At 66.0% G+C, this 25098-nt stretch carries 28 protein-coding genes and 1 tRNA gene; 10 read left to right on the top strand and 19 right to left on the bottom strand.

All coding sequences use genetic code 11. The features are described 5' to 3' along the window. Window positions 1-90: 90 nt before the first annotated feature. Window positions 91-2640, bottom strand: coding sequence for a hypothetical protein (locus tag U5O44_RS03630; protein WP_322587089.1), 2550 nt, complete (start codon window positions 2638-2640; stop codon window positions 91-93). Window positions 2641-2952: 312 nt separating this feature from the next. On the opposite strand from U5O44_RS03630, the gene U5O44_RS03625 reads away from it, so the two are divergent. Then, a complete protein-coding gene (locus U5O44_RS03625; RefSeq protein ID WP_322587088.1) occupies window positions 2953-3645 on the top strand; it encodes an NBR1-Ig-like domain-containing protein in 693 nt (230 codons plus the stop codon). A 112-nt stretch (window positions 3646-3757) separates the two neighbouring features. Further along, on the top strand, window positions 3758-4018 hold the full coding sequence (locus U5O44_RS03620) for an AbrB/MazE/SpoVT family DNA-binding domain-containing protein (RefSeq protein ID WP_322587087.1): 261 nt from the start codon (window positions 3758-3760) through the stop codon (window positions 4016-4018). On the opposite strand, the gene orn is transcribed toward U5O44_RS03620, so the two are convergent. Beyond that, entirely contained in the window at window positions 3927-4517 is a 591-nt protein-coding gene (orn, locus tag U5O44_RS03615; protein WP_322587086.1) for an oligoribonuclease, read from the bottom strand. The two genes, U5O44_RS03620 and orn, sit on opposite strands and share 92 nt — an antisense overlap. A gap of 56 nt (window positions 4518-4573) precedes the next feature. Here orn and U5O44_RS03610 point away from each other — a divergent pair, with 56 nt between their 5' ends. Together U5O44_RS03610 and rsgA are read left to right on the top strand one after the other, a co-directional pair. Beyond that, a complete protein-coding gene (locus U5O44_RS03610; RefSeq protein WP_322587085.1) occupies window positions 4574-5842 on the top strand; it encodes a M48 family metallopeptidase in 1269 nt (422 codons plus the stop codon). Then, the gene (gene rsgA / locus U5O44_RS03605) at window positions 5829-6743 is read left to right on the top strand and encodes a ribosome small subunit-dependent GTPase A (protein ID WP_322587084.1); all 915 of its coding nucleotides are present in this window, start codon (window positions 5829-5831) and stop codon (window positions 6741-6743) included. The genes U5O44_RS03610 and rsgA overlap by 14 nt, the downstream gene beginning before the upstream one ends. Here the strand turns inward: rsgA and U5O44_RS03600 are convergent. Continuing rightward, window positions 6737-7639 carry a LysR family transcriptional regulator ArgP gene (locus U5O44_RS03600; RefSeq protein ID WP_322587083.1) on the bottom strand — a complete coding sequence of 301 codons (903 nt, stop codon included), beginning with the start codon at window positions 7637-7639 and terminating at the stop codon, window positions 6737-6739. The genes rsgA and U5O44_RS03600 overlap by 7 nt on opposite strands. A gap of 75 nt (window positions 7640-7714) precedes the next feature. Between U5O44_RS03600 and U5O44_RS03595 the strand changes: the two genes are divergently transcribed. Continuing rightward, window positions 7715-8335: a LysE/ArgO family amino acid transporter gene (locus tag U5O44_RS03595; protein ID WP_322587082.1), complete on the top strand. Its 621-nt coding sequence runs from the start codon at window positions 7715-7717 to the stop codon at window positions 8333-8335. 14 nt (window positions 8336-8349) lie between these two features. Here the strand turns inward: U5O44_RS03595 and U5O44_RS03590 are convergent, their stop codons facing one another. From U5O44_RS03590 to rpsP, 6 genes are all read right to left on the bottom strand, one after another. Next, window positions 8350-9333 (bottom strand): CobD/CbiB family protein, encoded by a 984-nt coding sequence (locus U5O44_RS03590; RefSeq protein WP_322587081.1) that lies wholly within the window; start codon window positions 9331-9333, stop codon window positions 8350-8352. Window positions 9334-9392: 59 nt separating this feature from the next. After that, on the bottom strand, window positions 9393-10097 hold the full coding sequence (locus U5O44_RS03585) for a CoA pyrophosphatase (protein WP_322587080.1): 705 nt from the start codon (window positions 10095-10097) through the stop codon (window positions 9393-9395). Between the two features lie 101 nt (window positions 10098-10198). Then, on the bottom strand, window positions 10199-10552 hold the full coding sequence (rplS, locus tag U5O44_RS03580; protein WP_322587079.1) for a 50S ribosomal protein L19: 354 nt from the start codon (window positions 10550-10552) through the stop codon (window positions 10199-10201). Between the two features lie 85 nt (window positions 10553-10637). Beyond that, window positions 10638-11378 (bottom strand): tRNA (guanosine(37)-N1)-methyltransferase TrmD, encoded by a 741-nt coding sequence (trmD, locus tag U5O44_RS03575; RefSeq protein ID WP_322587078.1) that lies wholly within the window; start codon window positions 11376-11378, stop codon window positions 10638-10640. A gap of 16 nt (window positions 11379-11394) precedes the next feature. Beyond that, window positions 11395-11988 (bottom strand): ribosome maturation factor RimM, encoded by a 594-nt coding sequence (gene rimM, locus U5O44_RS03570; protein WP_322587077.1) that lies wholly within the window; start codon window positions 11986-11988, stop codon window positions 11395-11397. Window positions 11989-12023: 35 nt separating this feature from the next. Then, the gene (rpsP, locus tag U5O44_RS03565) at window positions 12024-12296 is read right to left on the bottom strand and encodes a 30S ribosomal protein S16 (protein WP_322587076.1); all 273 of its coding nucleotides are present in this window, start codon (window positions 12294-12296) and stop codon (window positions 12024-12026) included. 215 nt (window positions 12297-12511) lie between these two features. On the opposite strand from rpsP, the gene U5O44_RS03560 reads away from it, so the two are divergent. Continuing rightward, window positions 12512-13075, top strand: coding sequence for a GNAT family N-acetyltransferase (locus U5O44_RS03560; protein ID WP_322587075.1), 564 nt, complete (start codon window positions 12512-12514; stop codon window positions 13073-13075). Next, entirely contained in the window at window positions 13072-13533 is a 462-nt protein-coding gene (locus U5O44_RS03555; protein ID WP_322587074.1) for a TM2 domain-containing protein, read from the top strand. Before U5O44_RS03560 ends, U5O44_RS03555 begins: the two co-directional genes overlap by 4 nt. Window positions 13534-13545: 12 nt before the next feature. Here the strand turns inward: U5O44_RS03555 and folK are convergent, their stop codons facing one another. From folK to murJ, 7 genes are read right to left on the bottom strand one after another with little or no spacing between them, the layout of a single operon-like run. Continuing rightward, window positions 13546-14061 (bottom strand): 2-amino-4-hydroxy-6-hydroxymethyldihydropteridine diphosphokinase, encoded by a 516-nt coding sequence (folK, locus tag U5O44_RS03550; protein ID WP_322587073.1) that lies wholly within the window; start codon window positions 14059-14061, stop codon window positions 13546-13548. After that, window positions 14051-15649 (bottom strand): polynucleotide adenylyltransferase PcnB, encoded by a 1599-nt coding sequence (pcnB, locus tag U5O44_RS03545; protein ID WP_322587072.1) that lies wholly within the window; start codon window positions 15647-15649, stop codon window positions 14051-14053. Before pcnB ends, folK begins: the two co-directional genes overlap by 11 nt. Beyond that, window positions 15646-16353, bottom strand: a complete 708-nt coding sequence (locus U5O44_RS03540; protein ID WP_322587071.1) for an HAD family hydrolase — start codon at window positions 16351-16353, stop codon at window positions 15646-15648. The genes pcnB and U5O44_RS03540 overlap by 4 nt, the downstream gene beginning before the upstream one ends. An 18-nt stretch (window positions 16354-16371) precedes the next feature. Next, complete coding sequence (gene hda / locus U5O44_RS03535) at window positions 16372-17055, bottom strand: DnaA regulatory inactivator Hda (RefSeq protein WP_322587070.1); 684 nt, start codon at window positions 17053-17055, stop codon at window positions 16372-16374. Between the two features lie 48 nt (window positions 17056-17103). Next, on the bottom strand, window positions 17104-18162 hold the full coding sequence (locus U5O44_RS03530; protein ID WP_416222119.1) for an AI-2E family transporter: 1059 nt from the start codon (window positions 18160-18162) through the stop codon (window positions 17104-17106). Between the two features lie 46 nt (window positions 18163-18208). Beyond that, on the bottom strand, window positions 18209-19081 hold the full coding sequence (locus tag U5O44_RS03525) for a SirB1 family protein (RefSeq protein ID WP_322587068.1): 873 nt from the start codon (window positions 19079-19081) through the stop codon (window positions 18209-18211). Window positions 19082-19105: 24 nt separating this feature from the next. Beyond that, window positions 19106-20665, bottom strand: coding sequence for a murein biosynthesis integral membrane protein MurJ (gene murJ, locus U5O44_RS03520; protein WP_322587067.1), 1560 nt, complete (start codon window positions 20663-20665; stop codon window positions 19106-19108). 84 nt (window positions 20666-20749) lie between these two features. Here murJ and rpsT point away from each other — a divergent pair, with 84 nt between their 5' ends. Continuing rightward, window positions 20750-21055: a 30S ribosomal protein S20 gene (gene rpsT / locus U5O44_RS03515; protein ID WP_179632726.1), complete on the top strand. Its 306-nt coding sequence runs from the start codon at window positions 20750-20752 to the stop codon at window positions 21053-21055. 70 nt (window positions 21056-21125) lie between these two features. Here rpsT and U5O44_RS03510 read toward each other — a convergent pair whose 3' ends face one another. Next, window positions 21126-22151, bottom strand: coding sequence for a CDP-6-deoxy-delta-3,4-glucoseen reductase (locus U5O44_RS03510; protein ID WP_322587066.1), 1026 nt, complete (start codon window positions 22149-22151; stop codon window positions 21126-21128). Between the two features lie 164 nt (window positions 22152-22315). Between U5O44_RS03510 and U5O44_RS03505 the strand changes: the two genes are divergently transcribed. After that, on the top strand, window positions 22316-23188 hold the full coding sequence (locus tag U5O44_RS03505; RefSeq protein ID WP_322587065.1) for an SDR family oxidoreductase: 873 nt from the start codon (window positions 22316-22318) through the stop codon (window positions 23186-23188). A 26-nt stretch (window positions 23189-23214) separates the two neighbouring features. On the opposite strand, the gene U5O44_RS03500 is transcribed toward U5O44_RS03505, so the two are convergent. Both U5O44_RS03500 and U5O44_RS03495 read right to left on the bottom strand, forming a co-directional pair. Next, on the bottom strand, window positions 23215-23820 hold the full coding sequence (locus tag U5O44_RS03500) for a rhomboid family intramembrane serine protease (RefSeq protein ID WP_322587064.1): 606 nt from the start codon (window positions 23818-23820) through the stop codon (window positions 23215-23217). Between the two features lie 53 nt (window positions 23821-23873). Next, window positions 23874-23961, bottom strand: a tRNA-Leu gene (locus U5O44_RS03495). 139 nt (window positions 23962-24100) lie between these two features. Between U5O44_RS03495 and cysM the strand changes: the two genes are divergently transcribed. Then, window positions 24101-25006, top strand: coding sequence for a cysteine synthase CysM (gene cysM, locus U5O44_RS03490; RefSeq protein WP_322587063.1), 906 nt, complete (start codon window positions 24101-24103; stop codon window positions 25004-25006). Window positions 25007-25098 lie beyond the last annotated feature (92 nt).

The following is a 25098-nucleotide window of genomic DNA, read 5'->3' as shown; positions in this document are numbered from 1 at the left end:
TGCGTCTCCGGTTTCACAGACCCAACTGGCGCTTGATCGCAGCATCCAGACCCTTGCCCAGCTCGGCAGTGCCATGCGGCACGAACCAAATTACCGTGTCGGATATATTTTTAAAGAAGCAGGGTCAATCATTATTCCAGACAAGCCATTGGCTGTGAAAGCGGAAGACATGCCCATGCTGCCAGCATATGGCATAGTATACCTCAACACATTATCCACGTAGACACCAATAACACCATTTAGTGTTGTCACCTTATATAAATGCCACTGTCTTGTGTCAGTTGTACCTATGTATATAGCCTGATTTCCATTTTCCGTAATAGCTGTAATTATATCAGACCATCCATTTGTTCTAAAGTTGGCCTGCAGCACTCGTGTTGGAGACGGTATATTATTACTATCAACCTCCCCCGAGGTGAACATGTTGTTTAGGGCAAAGGCAATATCGTAACCCGAATAAGTACCCGGCATTGACGCAAAAACCGCCGACACCTCGAATGTTATATTATCTGCATCAACAGGTGAATTAAGTTTATAGAACAATCCCCCGAAAGGCTGGGAGTTAACAATATTCCCATCAATTTTTGCAACATTTTCGGTCGATAAGATATTTTTTGAGACGCTATACCAAGTTCCCTCAGGGTATTTACTTGTCTGAGCCGTCACAGTAATTGACTTACTTGGATTAATCACTTCCCCCCTGTTCACCTCCGTATCCGTCTTGACCGTCACCACCTTGCTCCCAGCCGCCCCACCCGGCGTACAGACCACGGTGAAGCCCGTGGCCGTCCGGTTGGTGGGGGTCTGGCAGGTGGCGTCGGCGATGGAGAGGACGGAGGTTAGGGGGAGGTTTTGGCCGGTGATGGTGAAGGGGGTGGCCTGGTTCAGCACCACCTGAATCGGCAACACCGAAGAAACCGTAGGCGCCATATAACAGCGACCCTTCACCAACAAATACCCACCAGAACATGAATCAGCCACCATATGAATATAAGGGCGTAATCTGGCCGATATTAATTGCTCACCCAAATCCTCATACAGAGAATTAAGTGACCCAATAACATCATCCATTGTTTTTTGCATTTTCGCATCAGCCAAATTCCCATCCCTAATTTGATCAATCAGGTATTTTTGCCTTTTTACGACCACCAGATCCCATTCATCAAAAATAGCTTTCACAACCGAGAGTCCCGCCATATCCATAATAGAGGACGTGACATCATTTAAAGTGGACAACAATTCAACCAGGCTTTGCGCATTTCCAATTTCGGTTGCAGACTTTCCTGCATCGAATGCCGAAACAATAACCCCCATATTTTCACTCGTAAATCCTTTAGCGCACTTCAAAAAACTCATGGCCACTTCAGTGCCATCTTTCAGCTCCAGCTCCTTATACCCAAAAATAACAATTGCCCTCTCCAAGGCTTTGGCGCAATCCGGCATAGACTCGATTAGTTTTGGATATTTCTCTAGTGTCTTTAGTATCTTAATTGAATCCACAAATTTCCCAAGAGCCACTTCTTTTCTGGCGACTGACGCCGCATAACTCGGCCCAGGGAAAAGTGCCATAGCAGAGCTAACAGAAGTCATTGCCGCATCCGTCGCATTATTTAAAATAGTGACCGTTTGGGCGCGCAATGATTTATCTTTTGCTGCATTTATTTTTTCTCTAGCTTTTTGCGCTTCATTAAACAATACATCTCGCAACTTTTTAACCTCATCTGTTTCTGGAAAAATATTTCCATCGGCTAATTTTGAAGCGAAGTTAAGTCTTACCGATTCTGGCAAAGATCCCCACCTAATATTTGATCCAACAATAACTTGCGGATGCATTTTTATAGCGTCTAGCGCAGCCTGCACAACAGGCCGGCGGGGGTCGTTGATCGAGAAAGCTTCTTCATTGATAGCAAATTCCGCCGTACCCAGAAATGCCGCCAATGGATTAATTCGTCCAACACCTTTAATGTCAGAGAAAAATTTTTCGTACACAGACTGGTCTTTTACTGATTTTGATACAAACGCTTCCGGCGGCAACAATGAAAATGCGTTCGACACGATTCTTCTTCTAGCATCGACATCGCCAACAACAATCTGCCCAGCCACAGCCTTTAATGCCTCGGCTGCATATTTTGCCGCAACGTGATTTTGAACCCCACTTAATCCTGCGGCAATGTAGTCCTTTGAGGCGGGGACAGTTGACCCCGCCATTGTTTTATTTAAATCAGCCTCTGTTACCGCTCCCAGTTCAATCAGTGTAGTAAGAGGGCTAATAAAATACGGCGACCCACTAACTGAGGAAAGAACCAACCCCGCCCCTACAGGTGAGTTGGTGTCTTCGTCAATCGCAGTTGCAGGGACATAGGCTCGAAGAACACACGAAGCAGACGGTGGGGGAGATATATTATATACGCCATGCGCACCGGAATTGGTGGAAATCTCGCCGGAATCCACTATCATATTATTATTGCAATCCCAAAAAACAATAGCGCCACTTATATATCCATCAGCCACCCTACCTGTGATATTTTGATCAACGCTACTATCTCCACCGCCTCCACAACCAGAAAGAAGTACAGCGGACGCGAAAGCAACCTTGGTCAGAGAAAATTTAAAGCGCATAAATCCACCAATTTGTAACAACACAGGAATGCAGCCGACTCCCACCTGAGCCGGTGATAAAAAAACGGGGAATTGATTGCGCAGCTACACGCCACTCCGGCGCCCACCGCAAGACCCCTCCCCCTGCCGCACCCGCCTAGCCCGAGAACCACAAAGTTCCGTGTACCGACGTGCGCCTGTTATGCGAAATCCGCACGGATCCTACGCACCGCCCATGTCCGCTATAGCGGACAGATACACAAAAATTTCACACCCTCTTTACAAATGTGAGAAATTCCACAGTCAACAAAACGGCGCACCCAGTCGCCGGACAAAACCCAGGGAGAAACCCGAATGCCACGGCAAACCTCGGGCGCCAGCACGCCAATTCAGGAATTGGTCCGGCGCCAACGCCATGAACTGGCGCTGTCGATGTCGGACATCGCCGACAAGGCGGACATCACGCGCTCGCACCTGTATTCGCTGCTCGATGGCTCCACGCGCGACCCCTCTGTGCACACGCTGACGCGGCTGTCAGGGGCGCTGCAGGTGTCGCCGATCGTGCTGCTGCGGCACTATCTCCACGGCCACCAGGCCAGTCTTCGCGGCCAAGCCGCTGCTGGCGTCGTGCGCAGCCAGACCACCCCAGGCGACGCGGTCGCCGTCATTCCCCATCTGCCCACGCACGAGCACCCCACGCTGATCGCCCCAGGCGAGACATTCACCCAGACCTGGTCACTGCACAACGTCGGCACCGTCGCCTGGCAGGCGCGGCGGCTGGTTCGACTGGACGACGAACTGGTCATCGCACGACGCACGGGCGAAGGGCTGGAAGCCGTGGAGGATGCGCACTTGCGCTGCAGCGCAGCCTGTACCGCCGTACCCGACACCGCACCGGGTCAGTCCGTGGCGCTGCACCTCGATTTCACCGCCCCCGCCCGCAACGGCACCTTCACGACGCTCTGGCACCTGTGCGACGAGCATGGAAGGGCCTCATTTCCTCGGGACTTCTTCCTGCAAGCGGTGGTCACCGTGGTCGGCTTTTGAGCGGAGCACCCGATCGACCATGCCTGCGCGGGCAATGTATATAGCAAGCCCCCTTCCGCCGAGGTGACCAATGACCACCAGCACCATCTTCACGAACAACCGCACCTAGGCCGTGCGTCTGCCTGCTGATGTGCGGTTTCCAGCCGAGACTCGTGTGGTGACCGTGCGGGTCGTGGGTCAGGAACGCATCATTGCGCCACTGAATTCGGCTTGGGACAGCTTCTTCCTCGCCGGCCTGCAAGTCACCGACGACTTCATGTCCGAGCGGGTCGAGGGGCTGCTCAAACCTTCAGGATGTGCGCCCGGTAATACAGCAACTCCTCGATCGACTCATGGATGTCCGCCAGCGCCGTGTGCTTCTGGTGCTTCTTAAAGCCTTCGACCAGCCCCGGCTGCCAGCGGCGCGCCAGCTCCTTCAGCGTGGAGACATCGACGTTGCGGTAGTGGAAGAAGGCTTCGAGCTTCTTCATGTAGTTGGCCATGAAGCGCCGGTCCTGGCAGATGCTGTTGCCGCACATCGGCGAAGCCTTGGCGCTGACGTACTGCTTCAGGAAGGCGATCACCTGCTGTGCGGCCTCGTCCTCGGTCACGGTGGACGCCTTCACGCGGTCGATCAGGCCGCTCTTGCCGTGCGTGCCCTTGTTCCAGGCGTCCATGCCGTTGAGCACGGCGTCGGACTGGTGGATGGCGATCACGGGGCCTTCGACGCGCACGGTGAGCTGCGCGTCGGTGACGACGACGGCGATCTCGATGATGCGGTCGGTCGCGGGGTCAAGTCCGGTCATTTCCATGTCCACCCAGACGAGGTTCTGGTCATGGCGGGCCAGGACGGGGATCGGGGTGGTGGCGGCAGCGGCGGTCGGCTCGGTCATCAAGGGCTCCAGAAAGTGCCGGGATTTTCCCACGCGCCATCGGCGAGAATCCCGCCATGAATTCGCTTGCCGTGACGACCGCCTTCGCCGCCGCCCTCGTGGCCATGCTCGGCACCCGACTGTGGCTCATCAGCCGCCAGATCCGCCACGTCGCGCAGCACCGCGGCGCCGTGCCCGCCGCCTTCGCCGGGGTCGTCTCGCTGGACGCGCACCAGAAGGCCGCCGACTACACCATCGCCCGCCAGCGCTTCGAGCTGCTGACCACCGCCTGGGGTGGCGCGATGCTGCTGGGCTGGACGCTGCTGGGCGGGCTGGACGCCGTCAATGGCCTCGTGCTGGACTGGGCGCTGCCGCGCTGGGGCGAGCTGGGGTATCAGGTGGCGCTGCTGGTGGCGGTGAGCGCCATCGGCAGCGTGATCGACCTGCCCTTCGACCTCTGGCGCACCTTCCGCATCGAGCAGCAGTTCGGCTTCAACCGCATGAGCTGGGGGCTGTGGCTCAAGGACGCGCTGGTCGGCACCGTGGTGGGCATCGTCGTCGGGGTGCCGCTGATGGCGCTGGTGCTGTGGCTGATGGCCGCTGCCGGGCCGCTGTGGTGGCTGTGGGCGTTTGCGGTGCTGGCCGGGTTCACGCTGCTGATGCAGGTGCTCTACCCGACCGTGATCGCGCCGCTGTTCAACAAGTTCCACCCGCTGGCCGACGAGGCGCTCAAGGGCCGCGTGCAGGCGCTGATGCAACGCTGCGGCTTCAAGGCGCAGGGGCTGTACGTGATGGACGGCTCCAAGCGCTCGGCGCACGCCAACGCCTATTTCACCGGCTTCGGCGCCAGCAAGCGCGTGGTCTTCTTCGACACGCTGCTGTCGCGGCTGTCGCCGGAGGAGATCGAGGCAGTGCTCGCCCACGAACTCGGCCATTTCCACCACCGCCATGTGCCCAAGCGGCTGGTCACGGTGATGGGCGTGTGGCTGGCGAGTCTGGCGCTGCTGGGCTGGCTGATGAACCAGCCGTCCTTCTACACGGGCCTGGGCGTGCAGCCGAACATGATGGCGCCGAACCACGGCCTGGCGCTGCTGCTGCTGACGCTGGCCGGGCCGGTGTTCGGCTTCTTCATCACGCCGATCACGGCCGCCGTGTCGCGCCGCCACGAGTTCGAGGCCGACGCCTACGCCCGCCAGCAGGCACGCGCCACCGACCTGCAATCCGCCCTGCTCAAGCTGTTCGAGGACAACGCGACCACGCTGACGCCCGATCCGCTGTACGTGCGTTTCCACTATTCCCACCCGCCCGCGTCCGAACGCCTCGCCGCCCTCCATGCCCACACCTGAACTCGACATCGGCCTCGTCATCGCCGGCCACGGCCGCCACTACCTCGTCGAGACGCCGGAGGGCCGCGAGATCAAGTGCAGCCCGCGCGGCAAGAAAAGCCAGCTCGTCGTCGGCGACCGCGTGCGCTGGCAGCCCACCGACACGCTCGGCAATGAGGGCGTGATCGAGGCGATGGAGCCGCGCACCAACCTGCTCTACCGCCAGGACGAGTGGAAGACCAAGTCCTTCGCGGCGAACTTGGACCGGCTGCTGATCCTGGTCGCCGCCGAGCCGGTGTTCAGCGAAAGCCAGCTCGCCCGCGCGCTGATCGCCGCCGAACAAGCGCGCATCAAGGTCAGCATCCTGCTGAACAAGATCGACCTGATCGAGTCCGCACAGCTCGCCCGCGAGCGGCTGGCCCCGTACGTGAAAATGGGCTACGACGTGGTCGAGGTCGCCATCAAGGCCGACCCGGACACCACCCGTGCGAAGCTGACCGACCTGCTCGCCACCGGCTCGACACTGGTGCTCGGCCCGTCCGGCACGGGCAAGAGCACGCTGGTGAACCTGCTGGGCCTCGACGCGGCGGCGCCGGTGCGCGAGATTTCGGTGGCGCTGAACTCGGGCCGCCACACGACGACGCACACGCGCTGGTACTGGCTCGACGATGCGCACACCGGCGCGCTGATCGACTCACCGGGGTTTCAGGAATTCGGCCTGCGCCACATCCCGGTGGAAGACCTGGCGGCGTGGATGCCGGACCTCTCGCCCTACCTCGGCCAGTGCCGCTTCGCCAACTGCAGCCATGACCACGAGCCGGGCTGCGCCGTGCTGGCGGCGCTGGCGCGTGGCGACATCGCGCCGTCACGGCACAGGATCTACCTGGAGATCCGGGACGAACTGGGGCGCACGCACTACTGATCCAGCACCGCCGACGCCGCCCGCCAGACGCAGTCCCGCAGCGTACGCACGCTGGCCGAATCGAGCCGCCAGCTCTGCCAGTACAGCGCCACCGAGACGCTGTGCCCCGGACACAGATCCACCAGCGTGCCCGCCTTCAGCGCCGGGGCCGCGAGCGCCACCGGGTGCAGCCCCCAGCCGAGCCCGGCGATGGCGGCGTCCAGAAACCCCTGCGCCGACGGCACCCACCACTGCGGCGGCGTGCAGTCCTCGCCGATCACGTCGGACAGGAAGCGGTGCTGCATCTGGTCCTTCTGGTTGTAGACCAGCATCGGCGCGCGGCGGAAGCCTTCCGCCAGCGTCACGTCCGCAAAATGCCGCGCCGCGAACGCCGGGTTCACCGCCGCGATGTAGCGCATCGCCCCCAGCGCATCGACCCGGCAGCCCCCCACCGGCTCCGCCGCCGCCGTCACCGCGCCGAACACCGTGCCGCTCTTGAGCCACTCGCGGGTGTGGTCCTGGTCATCGACGTGCAGCGCCAGCGTGTCGCCGGTGCGGGCATGGAAATCGGCCATCGCCGGGACCACCCAGGTCGCCAGGCTGTCGGCGTTGACGGCCACGGGGATGCAGCGCGCGCGCGTGCCCGGCGCGCCCGGCTCTGTCAGCGGCTGCAGGTCGTGCTGCAGGTCGGCCTCCAGCATCTCGATCTGCAGGTAATGGCGGTAGAGCCGCGCGCCTTCCGGCGTCGGCGTGACCGGCGACGCGCGGATCAGCAGCACGCAGCCCAGCCGCTCCTCCAGCGCCTTGACCCGCTGCGAGATGGCCGAGGGCGTGACGTGCAGCTCGCGTGCCGCCCGCTCGAAGCTGCCCAGGCGCAGCACGGTGGACAGCGCACGCAGCGCGGCGAGGTCGATCATAAAATGAAGTTCAGCTTAATCATGGTTAGGAAGTTTAGTTGGACTGAATCACCCTGCCTGCCTACGCTCTCCCCCATGAACACCACCACCTTCTTCCTCGGCATGGCCGCCAGCGCGGGCCTGATCATGGCCATCGGTGCCCAGAATGCGTTTGTCCTGCGCCAGGGCATCCGGCGTGAACATGTGGCCGCGGTGGTCGCCTTCTGTGCCATCTCGGATGCTGTGCTGATCGCGCTGGGAACGGCCGGCATCGGCGCCGCATCCACCCATTTCCCGCTGGCGATTCCACTGTTGACGGTCGGCGGGATCCTGTTCCTGTCGGTGTATGGCCTGCGCGCCGCCCGCCGGGCATGGCGGCCCGACGGACAGGGCCTCGATGCCCAAGGCGGAGCGCCCATGGCTCTGTCGACGGCACTGCTGCAGGTGGCGGCCTTCACCTGGCTCAATCCCCATGCCTGGCTGGACACCACGGTGCTGCTGGGATCTCTCGCCAATGCGCAGGGGGAACAACGCTGGGTGTTCGCCGCAGGCGCGATGACGGCCAGCCTGCTGTGGTTCACGCTGCTGGCGTGGGCGGCGGGGCGGCTGGCGCCGCTGTTCCGGCGGCCGCAGACGTGGCGGGTGTTCGACGCAGGCGTCGCGATGATGATGATGGCGCTGGCGGGCGGTCTGACGGTGCAGACGCTCAAGGGCTGATATGCCCCACCCGCTCAGCCCAGCCGGTTCGCCAGCGACAACAAGGCCAGCAGCATCATCCACAGCACCATCGAGCGCCAGACCAGCCCGACCACCGTACGCAAGTGCGACAGGGCGGGTGGCGCACCCGGCGTGCTGCCCTGGCCACCGACAGCCTCCTCACCGGGCAAGGCCACTGCGAAGGTTCCGAGACTCAGGGCCGGCGCATCCGCCCCGCCCAGCGAAACGCCACAGGCCCCGGCAGCGGCGGACAGCAGGATGCCGTCATTCGACTGCTGCCACAGGCCTGCATGCTGGCGCCAGCAATCCACCGCCTCCTCGAAATTGCCGACCACCGCAAAACCCGCTGCCGTCAGCCGGGCCGGCACATGGTCCAGCACCGCGAACGCCGCCTGCGACCGCAGCATCAGCGCCCCGTTGACAGGGGCGGTTTCTGCACGGATCTTGAAGGCCCAGTAGCGGGCGCAGAAATCCGACATGCGGTAGACCACCGCCCCCACCGGCCCGAGCCCGAGCGCCGAGCCCAGCACGAACCAGAAGAACACGCCGAACACGTGCCGGTGCGCCGCCAGCAGCGCGTGTTCGATGACGTGGCGCAGCAGTTCGGTGCGCGGCAGCTCGCTGGCGTCGAGGTGGCGCCACTCCTGCAGCACACGGCGGGCGCGGTCCTCGTCACCCTGCTCCAGGGCGTCGCGGATGTCGGTGAAATAGTGGCTGAACTGGCGGAATCCCAGCGTCAGGTAGAGGATCAGCAGGTTGAAGCCCAGTGCCAGCAGCAAGCTCTGGTGGTGAAGCAGTTCGAACACCCCCCAGGTCAGCAGCGCCGGGGTGAACACCGTCACGGCCCAGACCACCCAGGCATGGTGTTCGCGGCCCGCGTCGAAGTTGCGTGCGGTCCAGCGGGCCCAGTCGATCAGGGCCTCGTGCACAGGATTTCCCTGCGGCAGGGGCCGCAGTTGTTCGACGATCAGCGCCAGCAGGACGGCAAGAAAACTCATGCCGTCAATGATAACGGTGTGAACAACGACACGGCACAGGCCATCATGCGCATCAACAATCAGGCAGCCAGAAAGCGGTAGAGGTTGCGCAGCATCGCCGCTGTGGCGCCCCAGATGAAGTACTCGCGCTCGTCACCTTGCGCCGACGGACCGTGCCAGGGCATCGACAGGAACTTGCGGCGCTCGGTGGGCGTGTCGAAGAGGTGGAGCCGGTGGTGCGCAGGCGTCATCAGGAACTCCAGTGGCACCTCGAACGCCTCGGCGACCTCGCCGCCGTCGATCTGCAGATCGAAGGGCGGATGCACCAGCGCCACCACCGGGGTCACGACATAGGACGTGACAGTGGTGTAGGCAGGCAAGGCGCCGATCACTTCGATGTGCCGGTCCTCCAGCCCGATTTCCTCGCGCGCCTCGCGCAATGCGGTCACGACCGGATCCACCTCGCCGGGATCCACCCGCCCGCCCGGGAAACTGATCTGCCCGGCGTGGTGGCGCAGGTGGTCGGTACGGCGTGTCAGCAGCACGCGCAGACCCTCCTCGCGCACCACCAGCGCCACCAGCACGGCCGCAGCGGCCGGCACACGCGCCGACAGCGGACCACCGCCATCGCCGCGGAATTCAGGCTGCCAGTCGGGCGGTGATGCGAACCGCGCCTTGAGCAGGGCAGGCTGCAGACGATCACCGGGCAGCGCCGGCAGATGGGAGTCCGCGCTGGCCACCGGCACGGCACGTGGATCGCGGATCAGGGTGGGCGGTCGAGACATGCCGTTCAGCATAGGCCGAAAACGACAAAGCCGCCCGAAGGCGGCCTTGTTGCCGAGGTGTCCTGCGTGCAGGATGCCTGGGTCGGCGGGTGAGCCAGCGATCAGGCCAGCTTTTCCTTGATGCGTGCCGACTTGCCGCTGCGCTGGCGCAGGTAGTACAGCTTGGCGCGGCGGACGTCACCGCGGCGCTTGACTTCGATCGAGGCGATCAGCGGGCTGTACAGCTGGAACGTGCGCTCCACGCCTTCGCCGCTGGAGATCTTGCGCACGATGAAGTTGCTGTTCAGGCCACGGTTGCGGCGGGCGATGACGACACCTTCGTAGGCCTGCACACGCTTGCGGGTGCCTTCGACGACGTTGACGCTGACGATCACCGTGTCGCCAGGGGCGAAGACGGGGATGGTCTTGTTCAGTCGAGCGATTTCTTCTTGCTCGAGTTCTTGGATCAGGTTCATGGAAGCTCCAGGCGATCGTGCTTGCAAGGGCGGGGACTCATGCCGAGCACCCGGCTGCCTTCAGGCAGAGGATCAAAACCCAAGATTATAGCCGGATTTTCGACAGGTACAGCTCATCGGCCCGGCTGAGCTGGCCAGCCTGGCGAGCCGCGGCGATCAGGTCGGGACGGCGGCGCGCCGTCAGCTCCAGCTGCCGCTCGCGGCGCCAGGTGGCGATGTGCGCGTGGTGGCCCGACAGCAGCACGGGTGGCACGGCGTCCTCCCCCAGCGTCTCGGGGCGGCTGTAGTGCGGGCAGTCGAGCAGGCCGTCGGAAAAGCTGTCCTGCTCGTGCGAGGCCGCTGCATTCAGGACACCCGGCTGCAGGCGCGTCACGGCGTCCAGCAGCGTCAGCGCGGGCAGTTCGCCCCCCGACAGCACGAAGTCACCCAGGCTGACTTCCTCGTCCACATGGCGGTCGATGAAACGCTGGTCCAGCCCTTCATAGCGGCCACAGACCAGGATCGCCCCCGGGCTGGCGGCCAGCGCCTGCACGCGCGACTGCGTCAGCGTGGCGCCGGCCGGACTGAAGAGGAGGACCGGCGCGGCCTCGACCCGGTCGGCGCGGATGGCCGCGAGCGCACGCTCCAGCGGCTCCACCAGCATCACCATGCCCGGTCCGCCGCCGTAGGCGCGGTCATCGACCCGGCGGTAGGGGTTGTCGGCGTGGTCGCGCAGCGGCCACAGGCGCACGTCGACCTGCCCCGTCGTGTAGGCGCGGCGGGTGACGCCGACCTTCAGGAACGGGTCGAACAGCTCGGGAAACAGGGTGACGATGTCGAAGCGCACGGCAGGCGCAGCGGGGTCAGTAGTCCAGACCCCAGTCGGCGACGATGCGCCGCTCGGTCAGGCTGACATCGTCGATGTAGGCGGCGACGAAGGGGATCAGGCGCTCGATGGTGCGGGGCGCGCCGGCCTCGTCGACGCTCTCGGCGGTCAGGCGCATCACGCTGTGGGCGCCGGTGTCCATCATTTCGGCGACCGTGCCCAGCGCCGCGCCGTCACGGTTGACCACGTTCAGGCCGATCAGGTCGATCCAGTAATACTCGCCGTCGTCCGTCTTCGGAAAGATCGAACGCGACACGAAGATGCGTGCACCGCGCAACGCCTCGGCGCCGTTGCGGTCGGCGACTTCGCGCACGGAGGCGATCACGCCATCGCTGTGCTCCTTGACCAGCGTGACGTTCAGCACCTTGGGCAAGGCGGGCGCATCCTTGGCGCGCGGCTTGCCGGCCGGTGGCTGCAGGAACCAGTGCCGTGCCTTGAACACGACCTGCGGATCCGCCGCGTACGGCTGGATCCGCAGCCAGCCCTTGATGCCCCAGGCATCGGCCACCCGCGCGACCTCGATGGCGTCATCGGGCCAGGCCACGGCGTCATCGGGAGTGGTCACGGTCATGGTGGGAGTGCTCAGGGCGGTCAGGGCAAGGGCAATCAGGCAGCGGCAGCGACGGGCGCAGCGACCGTGGACTTGGCCTGCTTGATCAGACGCTCGACGGTGGGCGACAGCTGCGCACCGACGCTGGTCCAGTAGTCCACACGGTCGAAGGCGACGCGCAGGGCTTCGGCTTGACCCGAGGCGACCGGGTTGTAGAAGCCGACGCGCTCGATGAAGCGGCCGTCACGGCGGTTCTGGCTGTGGGCCACGACCAGGTTGTAGAACGGGCGCTTCTTGGCGCCACCACGGGAAAGACGGATCACGACCATGATGTTTCCTTGATCAAAGGTAGAGAAGACAAAACCAGAGACCCACGCGACCAGGAGACACTCAGGCCAGCAGATCAGACAATGCCGCTCGCAAGTCCAGAAGACCTGCCAGCGACCACCACTTTCTTCCCGACCCCGTTAGATCACGCTGCGTGGCATGCTTGCCGGTCAGCCGTCGTCGGAAAACCCAAGATTATAAACTCTCCCGGACACCCATGAACGCTCCCACGATCCGTCCCAGCCAGGAAGCCGACCTGCCGGCCATCACGGCGATCTATGCCGCGAACGTCGACCACGGCACCGGCACCTTCGAGATCGACGCACCCGACCTGGCCGAGATGGCCCGCCGCCGCGCCGATGTGCTCGGCAAGGGCCTGCCCTGGCTGGTCGTCGAACATGACCTCGGCCAAGGGCCCGAGGTGCTCGGCTACGCCTACGCCAACCACTTCCGTGCCCGCCCCGCATGGCGCTACGCACTGGAGGATTCGATCTATCTGTCCCCGCGCGCCCACCGCCTGGGGCTGGGCCGACTGCTGCTGGTCGAGCTGATCGCGCAGTGCACGGCGCTGGGTGCACGGCAACTGCTCGCGGTGATCGGCGACTCGGACAACCTCGGCTCCATCGGCGTGCACCGCGCCTGCGGATTCGAGACACTCGGCGTGATGCGCTCGGTCGGCTGGAAATTCGACCGCTGGCTCGATGTGGTGATGATGCAACGGATGCTGGGCGCAGGCGACACGCTGGACCCGACGACCGCACAGCCCGGAGCCTCGGCATGACCCGCGTGAAGTCGAAGACGCTGGCGACCTGGCTGGCCGTGGTGGGGGGCGGCTTCGGGCTGCACCGCTTCTACCTGCACGGCCTGCGCGACGTGTGGGGCTGGGTGCATGTGCCGATGACCTTGCTGGGCATGGCCGGGGTGCAGCGCATGCTGGCCTTCGGGATCGACGACCACGCCGCCCCGTGGCTGCTGCCGCTGGGCGGGCTGTCGATCGTGGCGAGCATGTTCGCGGCGATTCTCGGTGGATTGAGCAGTGACGAGCGGTGGGATGCGCGCCACAACCCCACGGCACCTGCAGGCCAGGGCACCCCCCCCGGCGGCTGGCTGGCCGTGCTCGGCGTCATCACCGCGCTGCTGGTCGGGACCACGATGCTGCTGTCGTCGATCACCTTCACGCTGCAACGCTATTTCGAGGCCCAGATCGAAGCCCGGATCGAATCGAGCCAGCGCCCTTGAAGGGGCACCAGATCAGGCGGGGGCAATGCCCTGCTGCGCCGCAAGGTGCTGTGCACGCGCGGTCCAGTCGACCACATCCGCCCCGCCCGGCAGCCGGATCTGCCCCGGCAAGGCCGCACACAGCTGCATCAGCGGCAGCAGCACGAATGCCCGTTCGGCCATGCGCGGATGCGGCAGCGTCAGCCGGGCGGTGCTCCGCTGCAGATCACCGTGCAGGAGCAGGTCCAGGTCCAGGGTGCGCGGTGCGTTGGGGTAAGGCCGTGCGCGGCCATGGTGGTGTTCGATGGCCTGCAGGGCCTCCAGCAGCGCCTCGGGCGACAAGCCAGTGCGCACACACGCCACCGCATTGAGGTAATCCGGGCCGCTCGCCTCGACCGGCCGGCTGCGCCACCGCCCGGAGGCAGCCACCCAGACCGTCTCGGGCAGCGCGGCCAGCGCGGCACACGCGGCATCCAGCGTCGCCGCCGTATCGCCCAGGTTGGCGCCCAGGCCGATGCAGGCCAGCACTGCCGGGGTGTCAGGTGTCACTGCCGTTCGGGTCGGTGGCGGCAGGCGCCGCAGCGCCTCGCTCGCCCGCCGGCTTGCGGCGACGGCGACGCTTGCGGGCGGCAGCAGGCGCCGGGCCGGCGGCGGCCGTGGAGTCCCCCTCCGCCACGGGCGCACGGGCAGTGGATCCGCCCGCTGCGCGGCGGGCCTGGTCCTGCACGCGGGCTTCGGTCAGCAGCTCTTCGCGCTCGGCTTCGTTCGCGGTGGAGAAGTCCTCCCACCAGCGGGCCAGCTCGACATCGGCTTCCCCGGCATCGGCGCGCAGGCGCAGGAAGTCGAAACCGGCCCGGAAGCGCACCTGCTCCACCAGCGACAGCGCCGACGAGGGCGTGCGACGCTCGAAGCGCGGCTGCATCAGCCAGATCTCGCGCATGTCGGCGGCCAGCTTGCCGCGGCCGGAGATGTCGCCGATGCGGGCGTCGAAGACAGCATCCGTGGCGGCCTGCATGGCAGCGATCGGACCTTCGCCCTTGGCGCGCAGCTGCTCCGTCCGGCGCAGCACGTCGTGCCACAACATGCAGGCCAGCATGAAGCTCGGCGCCACCGGCTTGCCCTCGCCGACACGGCGGTCGGTGTCACCCAGCGCGCGCTGGATGAACTGCTCCCGGCCGTCGTGCTGGTGCGCATCGTCGAGCACAGCGTCCAGGATCGGGAACACGCCCTTGTGCAGCCCCTGCTTGCGCAGCTCTTCCAGGCTGGCCAGCGAATGCCCCGTCTGCAGCAGCTTGATCATCTCGTCGAACAGGCGGCTGGCCGGCACGTTGGCGAGCAGGTCGGCGCAGGCGCGGATCGGCTTGCGCGTGCCGGGCTCGATCTCGAAGCCGAGCTTGGCCGCGAAGCGCACGACACGGATGATGCGCACCGGGTCTTCGCGGTAGCGCGTCACCGGGTCGCCGATCATGCGCAGCAGGCGCTTCTTGGCGTCAGCCAGTCCGTGGTGGTAGTCGACGACGATCTGGCGGCGCGGGTCGTAGTAGAGCGCGTTGACGGTGAAGTCGCGCCGCGCGGCGTCCTCGTCCTGCGGGCCCCAGACGTTGTCGCGCAGCACCCGACCGCTGGCGTCCACGACGTGGCTCTTGCCGGCGAGTTCGGACTTGGAGGTCTTCTCGTTGCCCGCCACCTGCTCGGCGGCGGAGGCATCGAGGTAGGCGCGGAAGGTGGACACCTCGATCACCTCGTGCTCGCGGCCACGGCCGTGCACGACATGGACGATGCGGAAGCGCCGGCCGATGATGAAGGCGCGGCGGAACAGCGCCTTCACCTGCTCCGGGGTCGCGCTGGTGGCGACGTCGAAGTCCTTGGGGCGGTGGCCGAGCAGCAGGTCGCGCACGGCGCCACCGACCACGTAGGCCTCGAAGCCCGCGTCCTGCAATGTGGTGACCACCTTCACGGCGCGGTCGTCGAGCAGCGCCGGGTTGATGCCGTGTTCGGACACGGGCACCTCCACGCGCACACCGATCACCGGCCCGGCCGGCATGACCGCCTCGGGTTCGGCAGCGGGCATCTGCGGGTCGGTGGTCGTCTTGCCGGCCGATTTGCCGAGCAGCTTGTCGAAGAATTTCTTGATCATGGGAAGAGCCGCAGGATGCGCCAGCCGCGTGCGCGGGCAGTGGCTTCGAGCGCGGGACTCGGGTTGGTCGCCACCGGTTCGGTGGCCAATTCCAGCAGCGGCAGGTCGTTGGGCGAGTCGCTGTAGACGCTGATGCCGGAGAAGTCGCTCAGGCGGTGGCCCAGGCCGGCAAGCCAGTCGTGGACCCGGCCGACCTTGCCTTCGCGGAAGGTGGGCGTGCCGCGGATGGTACCCGTCCAGCGGCCATCGGGTTCCGGCTGGCGTTCGAGGTCCACGGCCAGCAGGTGGTCGACGCCAAACGCGGCGGCGATCGGGGTGGTGACGAAGGCGTTGGTCGCCGTGACGATGGCCACCAGATCACCGCGCTGCTGGTGGAAGCGCACCAGCTCCAGCGCCTGCGGCTGGATGTTCGGGCGCAGCACCTCGGCCATGAAGCGCTGGTGCGCAGCTGCCGATTCGGCCAGCGGACGGTCACGCCAGGCGGCGGTGGTGAAGGCGATGTAGGCCGGCAGGTCGAGCGTGCCGGCCTGGTAGTCGGCATAGAAGGCGTCGTTGCGCTGGCGGAAGGTCTCGCCGTCGGCCCAGCCGATCGACACCATGAACTCGCCGAAGGCGTGGTCGGAGTCGATGGGGATCAGCGTGCCGTCGAGGTCGAACAGGCAGAGGTGGCGGTCGGTCTGGGCGGTCTGTGCGGTCTGGGACATGGGAAACAGGGTCAGGGATCAGAGCGTGTGCAGGTCCGGCTCGGCCAGCATCTGGCGCAGCAGCGGCAGGGTCACCGGCCGCTTGTGCGCCAGCGCGTAGCGGTCGAGGCGACCGAGCAGTTCCATCAGGTGGGTCAGGTCGCGTTCGCTGTGGCTGAGCAGATAGGCGAGCAGCTCGTCGCCGAGGGCGATGCCGCGCCGCTCGGCCTCGCGGCGCAGCAGCGCGCAGACCTGCTCGTCCGTCGGCGGCACCAGCCGGTACACCAGCCCCCAGGCCAGCCGCGTGCGCAGATCGTCGCGCACCGGCAGGTCGACCGGCGGCAGCCGACCGCCCGCGATGACGGGCACGCCCGCGATGGTCGCCTCGATGAACATGCGGAAGGCCTCGTGCTGGCGCTCGGCGTCAAAGCGGTCGCAGTCGTCGAGCAGCAGCAGGCGCGCCTCCTCGTCGTACTCCCAGGGCGTCGGGGTGGTCAGGTCGAACTTCATGGTGCGCAGGCCGAAGGACTGGGCCTGGCTGACCGCTGCCTGCAGCAGATGCGTCTTGCCACTGCCAGGCGGGCCCCAGAGGTAGAGCGGCATCGAGGGATTCGGCGAGAGCAGCGCCATCAGCACCTGCTCCCACTGTGCGTTCCCTCCCGGCAGGAAGGTGTCGAAGCGCAGCACCGGCTCCGGCCCGAAGGCCAGAGGCACCTGCCGCATCAACGGCGAAGTCCGGTCACGAGGCATTCCGCGAGGCATTCGAGAGGTTCATCCTTGGTACAGCCGACTGGCCACATAACCCGTGCGCAAGCGCCGCAGCGCCACCAGCACCAGCGCCCCTGCCGGCAGCGCCAGCAGCACACCGACAAATCCGAACAGGTGCCCGAAGGCCAGCAGCACGAAGATCACCGCCAGCGGGTGCAGACCGATGCGCTCGCCGACCAGGCGCGGCGTGAGGAAGAAGCTCTCGACCACCTGGCCTGCGCCATAGACCACCGCCACCACGCCCACACCGTACAGACTGGCGTATTGCAACACACCCGCCAGCAGCGCCAGCACGGCACCCAGCCCGAAGCCCAGATACGGGATGAAGATGGCCAGGCCCGTGAACACGCCCACAGGAAGCGCCAGATCGAATCCTGCCAGCGCGAGCGCCACCGTGTAGTAGCCGGCCAGGATCAGCATCACCAGCACCTGGCCGCGCAGGTACTGGCCCAGCACCTCGTCGCATTCGTGCAGGAAGCCGAACACGGCGTCCCGGTGGCGCGGCGGCACCATGCGGCGCATGCGCAGCAGCAGGTCGTGCCAGTCGAGCAGCAGGTAGAAGGTGGCCACCGGCACCAGCACCGCATTGCCCACGATGGCCAGCAGGAAGCTGCCGCCGATGCGCGCCGAGCTGAGCAGCGCCGCCAGCCAGTCATCGCCACTGGAGTCGAAATACTTGACCACGAAGGCCTTGATGCTGGCGATGTCGAGCTTGACCTCGATGCCGTACTGGGCGAGCCACGGCGCCAGATGCTCGTTGAGCCGCATGGCCAGCACCGGAATCTGCTCGCGCAGCACCGGCAGCTCGCGCGAGATGACCGGCACGATCAGCAGCACCACCCCCAGCACCGCCGCCATCGCCATCAGCTCCACCAGCACCACCGCCAGGGCCCGGGGCATGCGCCGCGCCAGCCGGTCCACCGGCGGCTGGAGCACATAGGCCAGCACCGCCGCCGCCAGAAACGGCGTCAGCACGGGCGCCAGCAAGTCGACCAGCAGCGCAGCCACCAGCGCCAGCGCCAGCCAGCCGACCATCAGGCGCTGGGACAAGGACAACTTCAACATGTCGGACATTGTCTCAGCATGGCGCAGCGCAGCAATGCCCGCGTCAATGCCAGCGCGGCGGACCCGCCTCGCGCAGCGCCGCGAGCTGCGCAGCGACACGCGGTCCGTCGGCAGGGCCGCCTGCGCGCTGCAGGTAGAGCGCCAGATCCGCGATCGCCGCCTCGGTCTGGCCGAGAGCGGCCAGCGTCTGGCCACGGTCACGCCGCAGAGACCAGTCCTCGGGTTCGAGCACCACCTGGCGCTGCTGGATCTGCAGCAGGCGCAGCAGGTCGCCGTCCTCGCGGTGCAGCCGTGCGAGGTTGCGCAGCATGCGGGCCAGGATTTCCCGCCCGGAGGCCGGCTGCAGATAGTCACCCAGCAACTCGCCCAGGCCCATGCCGGACTCCAGCTCGAAGCGCGTCTCGCGACCGAGGAACGGCTCCAGGCGTTCTTCCAGCTCCGCACGGGTCAGGGAGCGACCGTCGACCGGATCGATCACCGCCTCGCCCAGCGGCAGGTGCAGCTTGATGAGGAAGTGGCCCGGGAAGGACACGCCGTCCGCCTGCAGGCCGACCTGTCCTGCGAGGTCGAGGTAGAGCACGGCCAGCGCGATCGGCAGTCCGCGCCGGCGCTGCAGCACGGCGTGCAGGTGGCTGTTGTCGGCATCGCGCAGGTCGTTGACATTGCCGCCGAAGCCGAGATCGCGGTAGAAGAACTGGTGCAGCGCACGCACCCGCTGCAGCGCGCCGGCGTCGGCCGGCAGGCGTCGGCGCAGGCGGGCGGCCAGCTCGTCGAGTTCGGTCTGCAGCGCGGCCAGATCCAGCCCGGGGTACTCGGCCAGTGCGATCGCGCCCGCGGCTTCGGTGAGCGACAGGCTGTCGTCATCGCGGACCAGCGCGGCGAAGTAGTCCAGCGGGGATGGCGAGGGGCACTCCATGGCCGAAAGTGTATCGGTCGCGTCTCAGCGGCGTGCAAATTGCCGCAGGTTCACCCCGAGCAGCAGCAGCACACCAAAATACACCCCGGCCGCCGCCGCCAGCACCCCCGCCAGCAGCGCCACCCGCAACCCGGCCTGCGACTGCAGGCCGATCCAGTCGATGGCCTGCGCTGCCCAGGCCAGGCCACCCGCCATCACGGCACTGCCCACCACCACCCGCAGACCGAAGCCCAGCCAGCCCGGCGACGGCCGGTAGCTGCCACGCTGGCGCAAGCCGATCAGCAGCCAGCTCGCATTCACCAGCGCCGCCAGCCCGATCGACAGGGCCAGTCCCGCATGCCCCAGCAGCGGCACGAAGACCACGTTCAGCGCCTGTGTCAACACCAGCACCGTGATGGCGATGCGCACCGGCGTGCGGATGTCCTGCTTGGCGTAGAAGCCCGGGGCCAGCACCTTGATCGCCACCAGCCCCATCAATCCGGCGCCATAGCCCATCAACGCCATGACGGTCTGCTGGACATCGGTCGCAGTGAAGCGACCGTAGTGGTAGAGCACGGCCACCAGTGGCTGCGGAAACACCAGCAGCGCCAGCGCACACGGCAATGCCAGCAGCACCACCAGCCGCAGCCCCCAGTCCAGCAGCGCGGAATACTGCTCCGTGTCGCCCTTGGCCTGCGCCGCCGACAGCTGCGGCAGCAGCACCACGCCCATCGCCACCCCCAGCAATGCGGTCGGAAACTCCATCAGCCGGTCCGCGAAGGTCAGCCAGGACACCGAGCCAGCCGTCAGGTGCGACGCGATCTGCGTGTTCACCAGCAAGGACAGCTGGGCCACCGACACCCCCAGCAGGGCCGGCGCCATCTGCTGGAGGATGCGGTGCACGCCCTCGTGCGCCCAGGCCCGCCGGAAGGCGCCGAGCGTGAACCCCAGGCGCGGCATCACACCCACGCTGCGCAGCGCCGGCAGCTGGACCACCAGCTGCAGCAGCCCGCCGAGCATCACGCCCACGGCCAGCGCATACACCGGCGGAATGTCCCAGCGGGTGAAGTGCGGCGCAAGCCACCAGGCGGCGGCAATCACGCTCAGGTTCAGCAGCACCGGCGTGACGGCCGGCACGGCAAACCGCTTCCAGGAATTCAGGATGCCCGCCGACAAGGCCACCAGCGACATGCAGCCGATGTACGGAAACATCAGCCGCGTCATCACGACGGCGGACTCCTGCGCCTCGGCCGGCAGGCCCGACGCCATCATCCAGACCAGCACTGGCGCGCCCGCCACACCCACCATGCAGACCACCACCAGCGCCCACAGCAGCACCGTGGCCACGGCGTCGATCAGCGTCTGGGTGGCCTCGTCGCCCTCCTTGGCGCGCGAGGCGGCCAGGATCGGCACGAAGGCCTGCGAGAACGCCCCCTCGGCGAACAGACGGCGCAGCAGGTTCGGGATCCGGAAGGCGACCTGGAAGGCATCGGTAGCACTGCCCGCTCCGAAGGTGGCCGCGATGAGCTGCTCGCGCACGAGCCCGGTGATCCGGGACGCCAGCGTGAGCGCCGACACGACAGAGGCAGAACGAAGCAGACTCATGGGCAGGGGTTCTCGGTCGCAAAGCCTGCGATTATCCATGCTATAGTGCTAGGCTTTCCTCCACCCGGAACACGAGACACATTTATGGCCACCGCTTCCAAAGCCAAGAAAAAAACCGTCCGCATCGCCTCCGGCCGCAAGCGCGTCCGCCAGGACGTCAAGCTGAACGCCGCGAACACCTCGCTGCGCTCGAAGTTCCGCACTGCCGTCAAGGGCGTGCTGAAGGCTGTTGCCACGGGTGACAAGGCCAAGGCTGGTGACACGTTCAAGTCCGCCCAGGCCGTGATCGACTCGATCGCCGACAAGGGCATCTTCCACAAGAACAAGGCCGCTCGCATCAAGAGCCGCCTGTCTGCCAAGGTCAAGGCCCTGGCGGTTGCCGCTGCCTAAAGACTGATCCGGGTGGATCGATCGCAAAGGCCCGCTCTGCGGGCCTTTTGCATTGCTCAAGCGCCCCGCCTCAAGCGCCCTGCTTGTCCGCCTCGCTGGTGAAGGCGTCGGCAAAGAACTCCTCCTCGGGCAGCCCGCACTGCGCCACAAGATCCCGCTGCGCCGACTGCACCATCACCGGCACACCGCAGGCATAGACCTGGTGCCCTGACAGATCGGGCAGATCGGCCATCACCGCCCGGTGCACAAACCCGGTGCGCCCCTGCCAGCCCTCCCCCGGCTCCGACAGCACCGGCACATAGCGCAACCATGGCAGCGCCTCGGCCTGTGCCTGCGCCCAGTCGTGCAGATAGAGATCCGCCTCGCTGCGGCAGCCCCAGTACAGCACGGCCTCACGCGCCATGCCGCATGCCTGCATGTGCTCGATCAGCGCCTTGATCGGTGCGAAACCCGTGCCGGAGGCCAGCAGCACGACCGGCTTCATGCTGTCCTCGCGCAGGAAGAAGCTGCCAAACGGCCCCTCCACCCGCAGGATCTCGCGCTCCTTCATCGCCCCGAAGACATGGTCGGTGAAGCGCCCGCCCGGCATGTGGCGGATGTGGAGCTGCATCTGGCCCTGCGCTGTCTCGGGCGCACTCGCCATCGAATAGCTGCGCCGCGCGCCGTCACGCAGGATGAATTCGACGTACTGGCCCGCGTGGTACTGGAACACCTGGTTGCCGGGCAGTTGCAGCGTCAGCACCGCCACATCCGGCGCCTTGCGTTCGATCGTCGTGACCCGCACCGGCATCTTCAGCACCGGGAACTGTCCGACCGACGTCACCTGCCGGGATTCGATGACGCAATCGGTCTGCGGTGTGGCGCAGCAGGTGAGCACGAGGCCGGCCACCTCCTCGGCCTCGCTGAGCGCCTTCTGCTGATGGGCCCCGTGCAGCACGCGACCTTGCAGCAGACGGCTCTTGCACGATCCACAGGCGCCATCCTTGCAGCCATACGGCAGCCCCACACCCTGGCGTATCGCCGCGGGCAGCATCGCCTCGTCGCGCGCCACATCGAAGCTGCGGCCCGCGGGCTGCACTGTCACCTTGAAAGTCATTGCTCGTATCCTCTGGGCCGTCCTGGCGATGTCGTGGTTCCTGGCGGTCTCACCGCGGGCGCGATTGTGCCGCACCGATCCGAAAGAACTGTCCCATGCCCCACCCATCCCACCCTTCCCACCGGAACGCAGCCCGAGCACCCGCCCCGACCCCGCTGCGGCGCATGCGCAGGCCACGCCTGCTGATCGTCGGATGCGGGGATGTCGGACAGCGTGTCGTGCGTGCGCTGGCACAGCGCTGGAACGTCCTGGCACTGACTTCACAGGCCGAGCGCTGCAACCCGCTGCGCACCCTGGGCATCACGCCACTGGTGGGCAACCTGGACCAACCCGCCACGCTGCGCCGGCTGGGCGCACTGGCCACGCGGGTGCTGCACCTGGCGCCGCCACCGGGAACCGGCGATGGCGACCCGCGCACCCGCAATCTGCTGCACGCGCTCGGGCGGCACGGCATCTGCCAGCGCCTCGTCTACGGCAGCACCACAGGCGTCTACGGCGACACCGGGGGCGCCCGCTTCGACGAAACCCGTCCGGTGGCGCCGGTGAACGCCCGAGCCAGGCGCCGCGTCGCCGCCGAATCGGCCATCCGCGACTGGTCCGTCCGCACAGGAGTGAATGCCTCGATCCTGCGCATTCCAGGCATCTACGCCGGCGACCGGCCCGGCGGACACCCGCGGGAGCGGCTCGCCCGCGGCACGCCCGTCCTGCGGGCCGAGGACGATGTGTTCACCAACCACATCCATGCCGACGATCTGGCGCGCCTGTGCATCGCGGCACTGCACCGCGGCCGGCCGCAGCGCGTCTGGCACGCCTGTGACGACACGGAACTGAAGATGGGCGACTACTTCGATCTGGCCGCCCGGCTGTGCGGACTGCCCCTGCCGCGGCGCATCTCGCGCGAGGAGGCCCGCACGCAGCTCAGCCCGATGCTGCTGAGCTTCATGAGCGAATCACGCCGACTGGACAACCGGCGGATGAAACGGGAATTGCGGGTCGCGCTGCGCTACCCGGATGTCACGTCCGGCCTGCTGGCCTGAGGCCGCAGCAGGTCCGGTCCAGCCGATCAGCGGCGGCGGCTCTTCGGCGGAAACGGCGGCAGACCGCGCCAGTAACGCATCATCAGCCAGCCGCCGAGCATCCCGCCCAGGTGCGCAAAGTGCGCCACGCCACCGGCACCCGCCATGCCGAACAGCAGCTCCATGCCGCCGAAGACCATCACGAAGACCTTGGCCTTCATCGGGATGGGCGGAAACAGCGGCATGATGGTCCGGTCGGGAAACATCATGCCGAACGCCATCAGCAGGCCGAAGAGTGCGCCGGACGCGCCCAGCGTCGGCCCGCCTCCCGTGGCGCCCAGGCTGACCACCAGCAACTGCACCACCCCGCCGGCCAGCGCACTGGCGCCCAGGAACTGCAGGTAGCGCTGACGGCCCCAGACCGACTCCAGCTCGGCCCCGAACATCCACAGCCCCAGCATGTTGAAGAACAGGTGGCCCATGCCGCCATGCAGGAAGGCATAGGTGATCAGCTGCCACGGCATGAACTGCTCGCCGCCGAGGGGCCAGAGCGCGAACAGCACTTCGACCCAGTACCCGGTGAGCATCTGCAGGCAGTACATCGCCGTGCAGATCAGCATCAGGGCCTTGGTGACGGGGGGGATGTGGGGCATGAAGAGACTCTCTGAGAAAGTGAGAGTGGATTGCCTGACAGTGCCTGTTGCACTGGTGCCGGAGGCCGGACTCGAACCGGCACGCCTGTTGAGGGCGGCGGATTTTGAATCCGCTGCGTCTACCGATTTCGCCACTCCGGCAGGTGGATCTCGCGCCGCGTATTGCGCGAAGCCGCGATTATGGCATGACACATCCCGCGCCACCTCCGCGCAGCACAGCGCGCGCCTTGCTGCCAAAATGAAGCACAGCCCTGCCGCCCCCTTCCGGAGACAAGACCCCATGCCCGCCTACCAGACCATCGAAGACGTGATCGGCCGGACCCCGCTCGTGCGCCTGCAGCGCCTGCCCGGCGCAGACGCTGCCGAACGCGGCAACGTGCTGCTGGCCAAGCTCGAAGGCAACAACCCGGCCGGCTCGGTGAAAGACCGCCCCGCCATCAGCATGATCCGCCGTGCCGAGGAGCGCGGTGACATCCGGCCGGGCGACACGCTGATCGAAGCCACCTCGGGCAACACCGGCATCGCGCTGGCCATGGCCGCCGCGGTGCGCGGCTACCGCATGGTGCTGATCATGCCGGAGGATCTGTCCATCGAACGTGCCCAGACCATGAAGGCGTTCGGCGCCGAACTGGTGCTCACACCCAAGGCCGGTGGCATGGAATACGCCCGGGATCTGGCCGAGCAGATGCAGCGCGATGGCAAGGGCCGGGTACTCGACCAGTTTGCCAACCTCGACAACCCGCGCATCCACTACGAGACCACCGGCCCCGAACTCTGGGCCGACACCAGCGGACAGATCACCCACTTCGTCAGCGCCATGGGCACCACCGGCACCATCACCGGCACCTCGCGCTACCTGAAGGAGCGCAACCCGGCGGTGCGCATCATCGGCGCGCAACCTTCCGAGGGTTCGCGCATCCCCGGCATCCGCAAGTGGCCCGAGGCCTATCTGCCGAAGATCTACGAGCCGCGCCGCGTGGACGAACTGGTGCTGGTCAGCCAGGCCGATGCCGAAGACATGGCCCGCCGCATGGCCCGCGAGGAAGGCCTGTTCGCCGGCATCTCGGCGGCAGGCGCTTGCTGGGCGGCCCTTCAGCTCTCCCAGCAGGTGCGCAACGCCACCATCGTCTTCATCGTCTGCGACCGCGGCGACCGCTACCTGTCGACTGGCGTCTTCCCCGCATGACCGATCTCAGTGCATTCACCACATCGGTGCGCACCAATGTGAATCACCTGACGGAAACGACCTGTTGCGGGGCATGGCACATCGTGACAAAT

It is taken from the genome of Sphaerotilus sp. (assembly GCF_034519685.1).
Taxonomy (GTDB): Bacteria; Pseudomonadota; Gammaproteobacteria; order Burkholderiales; family Burkholderiaceae_C; genus Sphaerotilus.
This window is presented reverse-complemented; position numbering and strand designations above follow the sequence as displayed.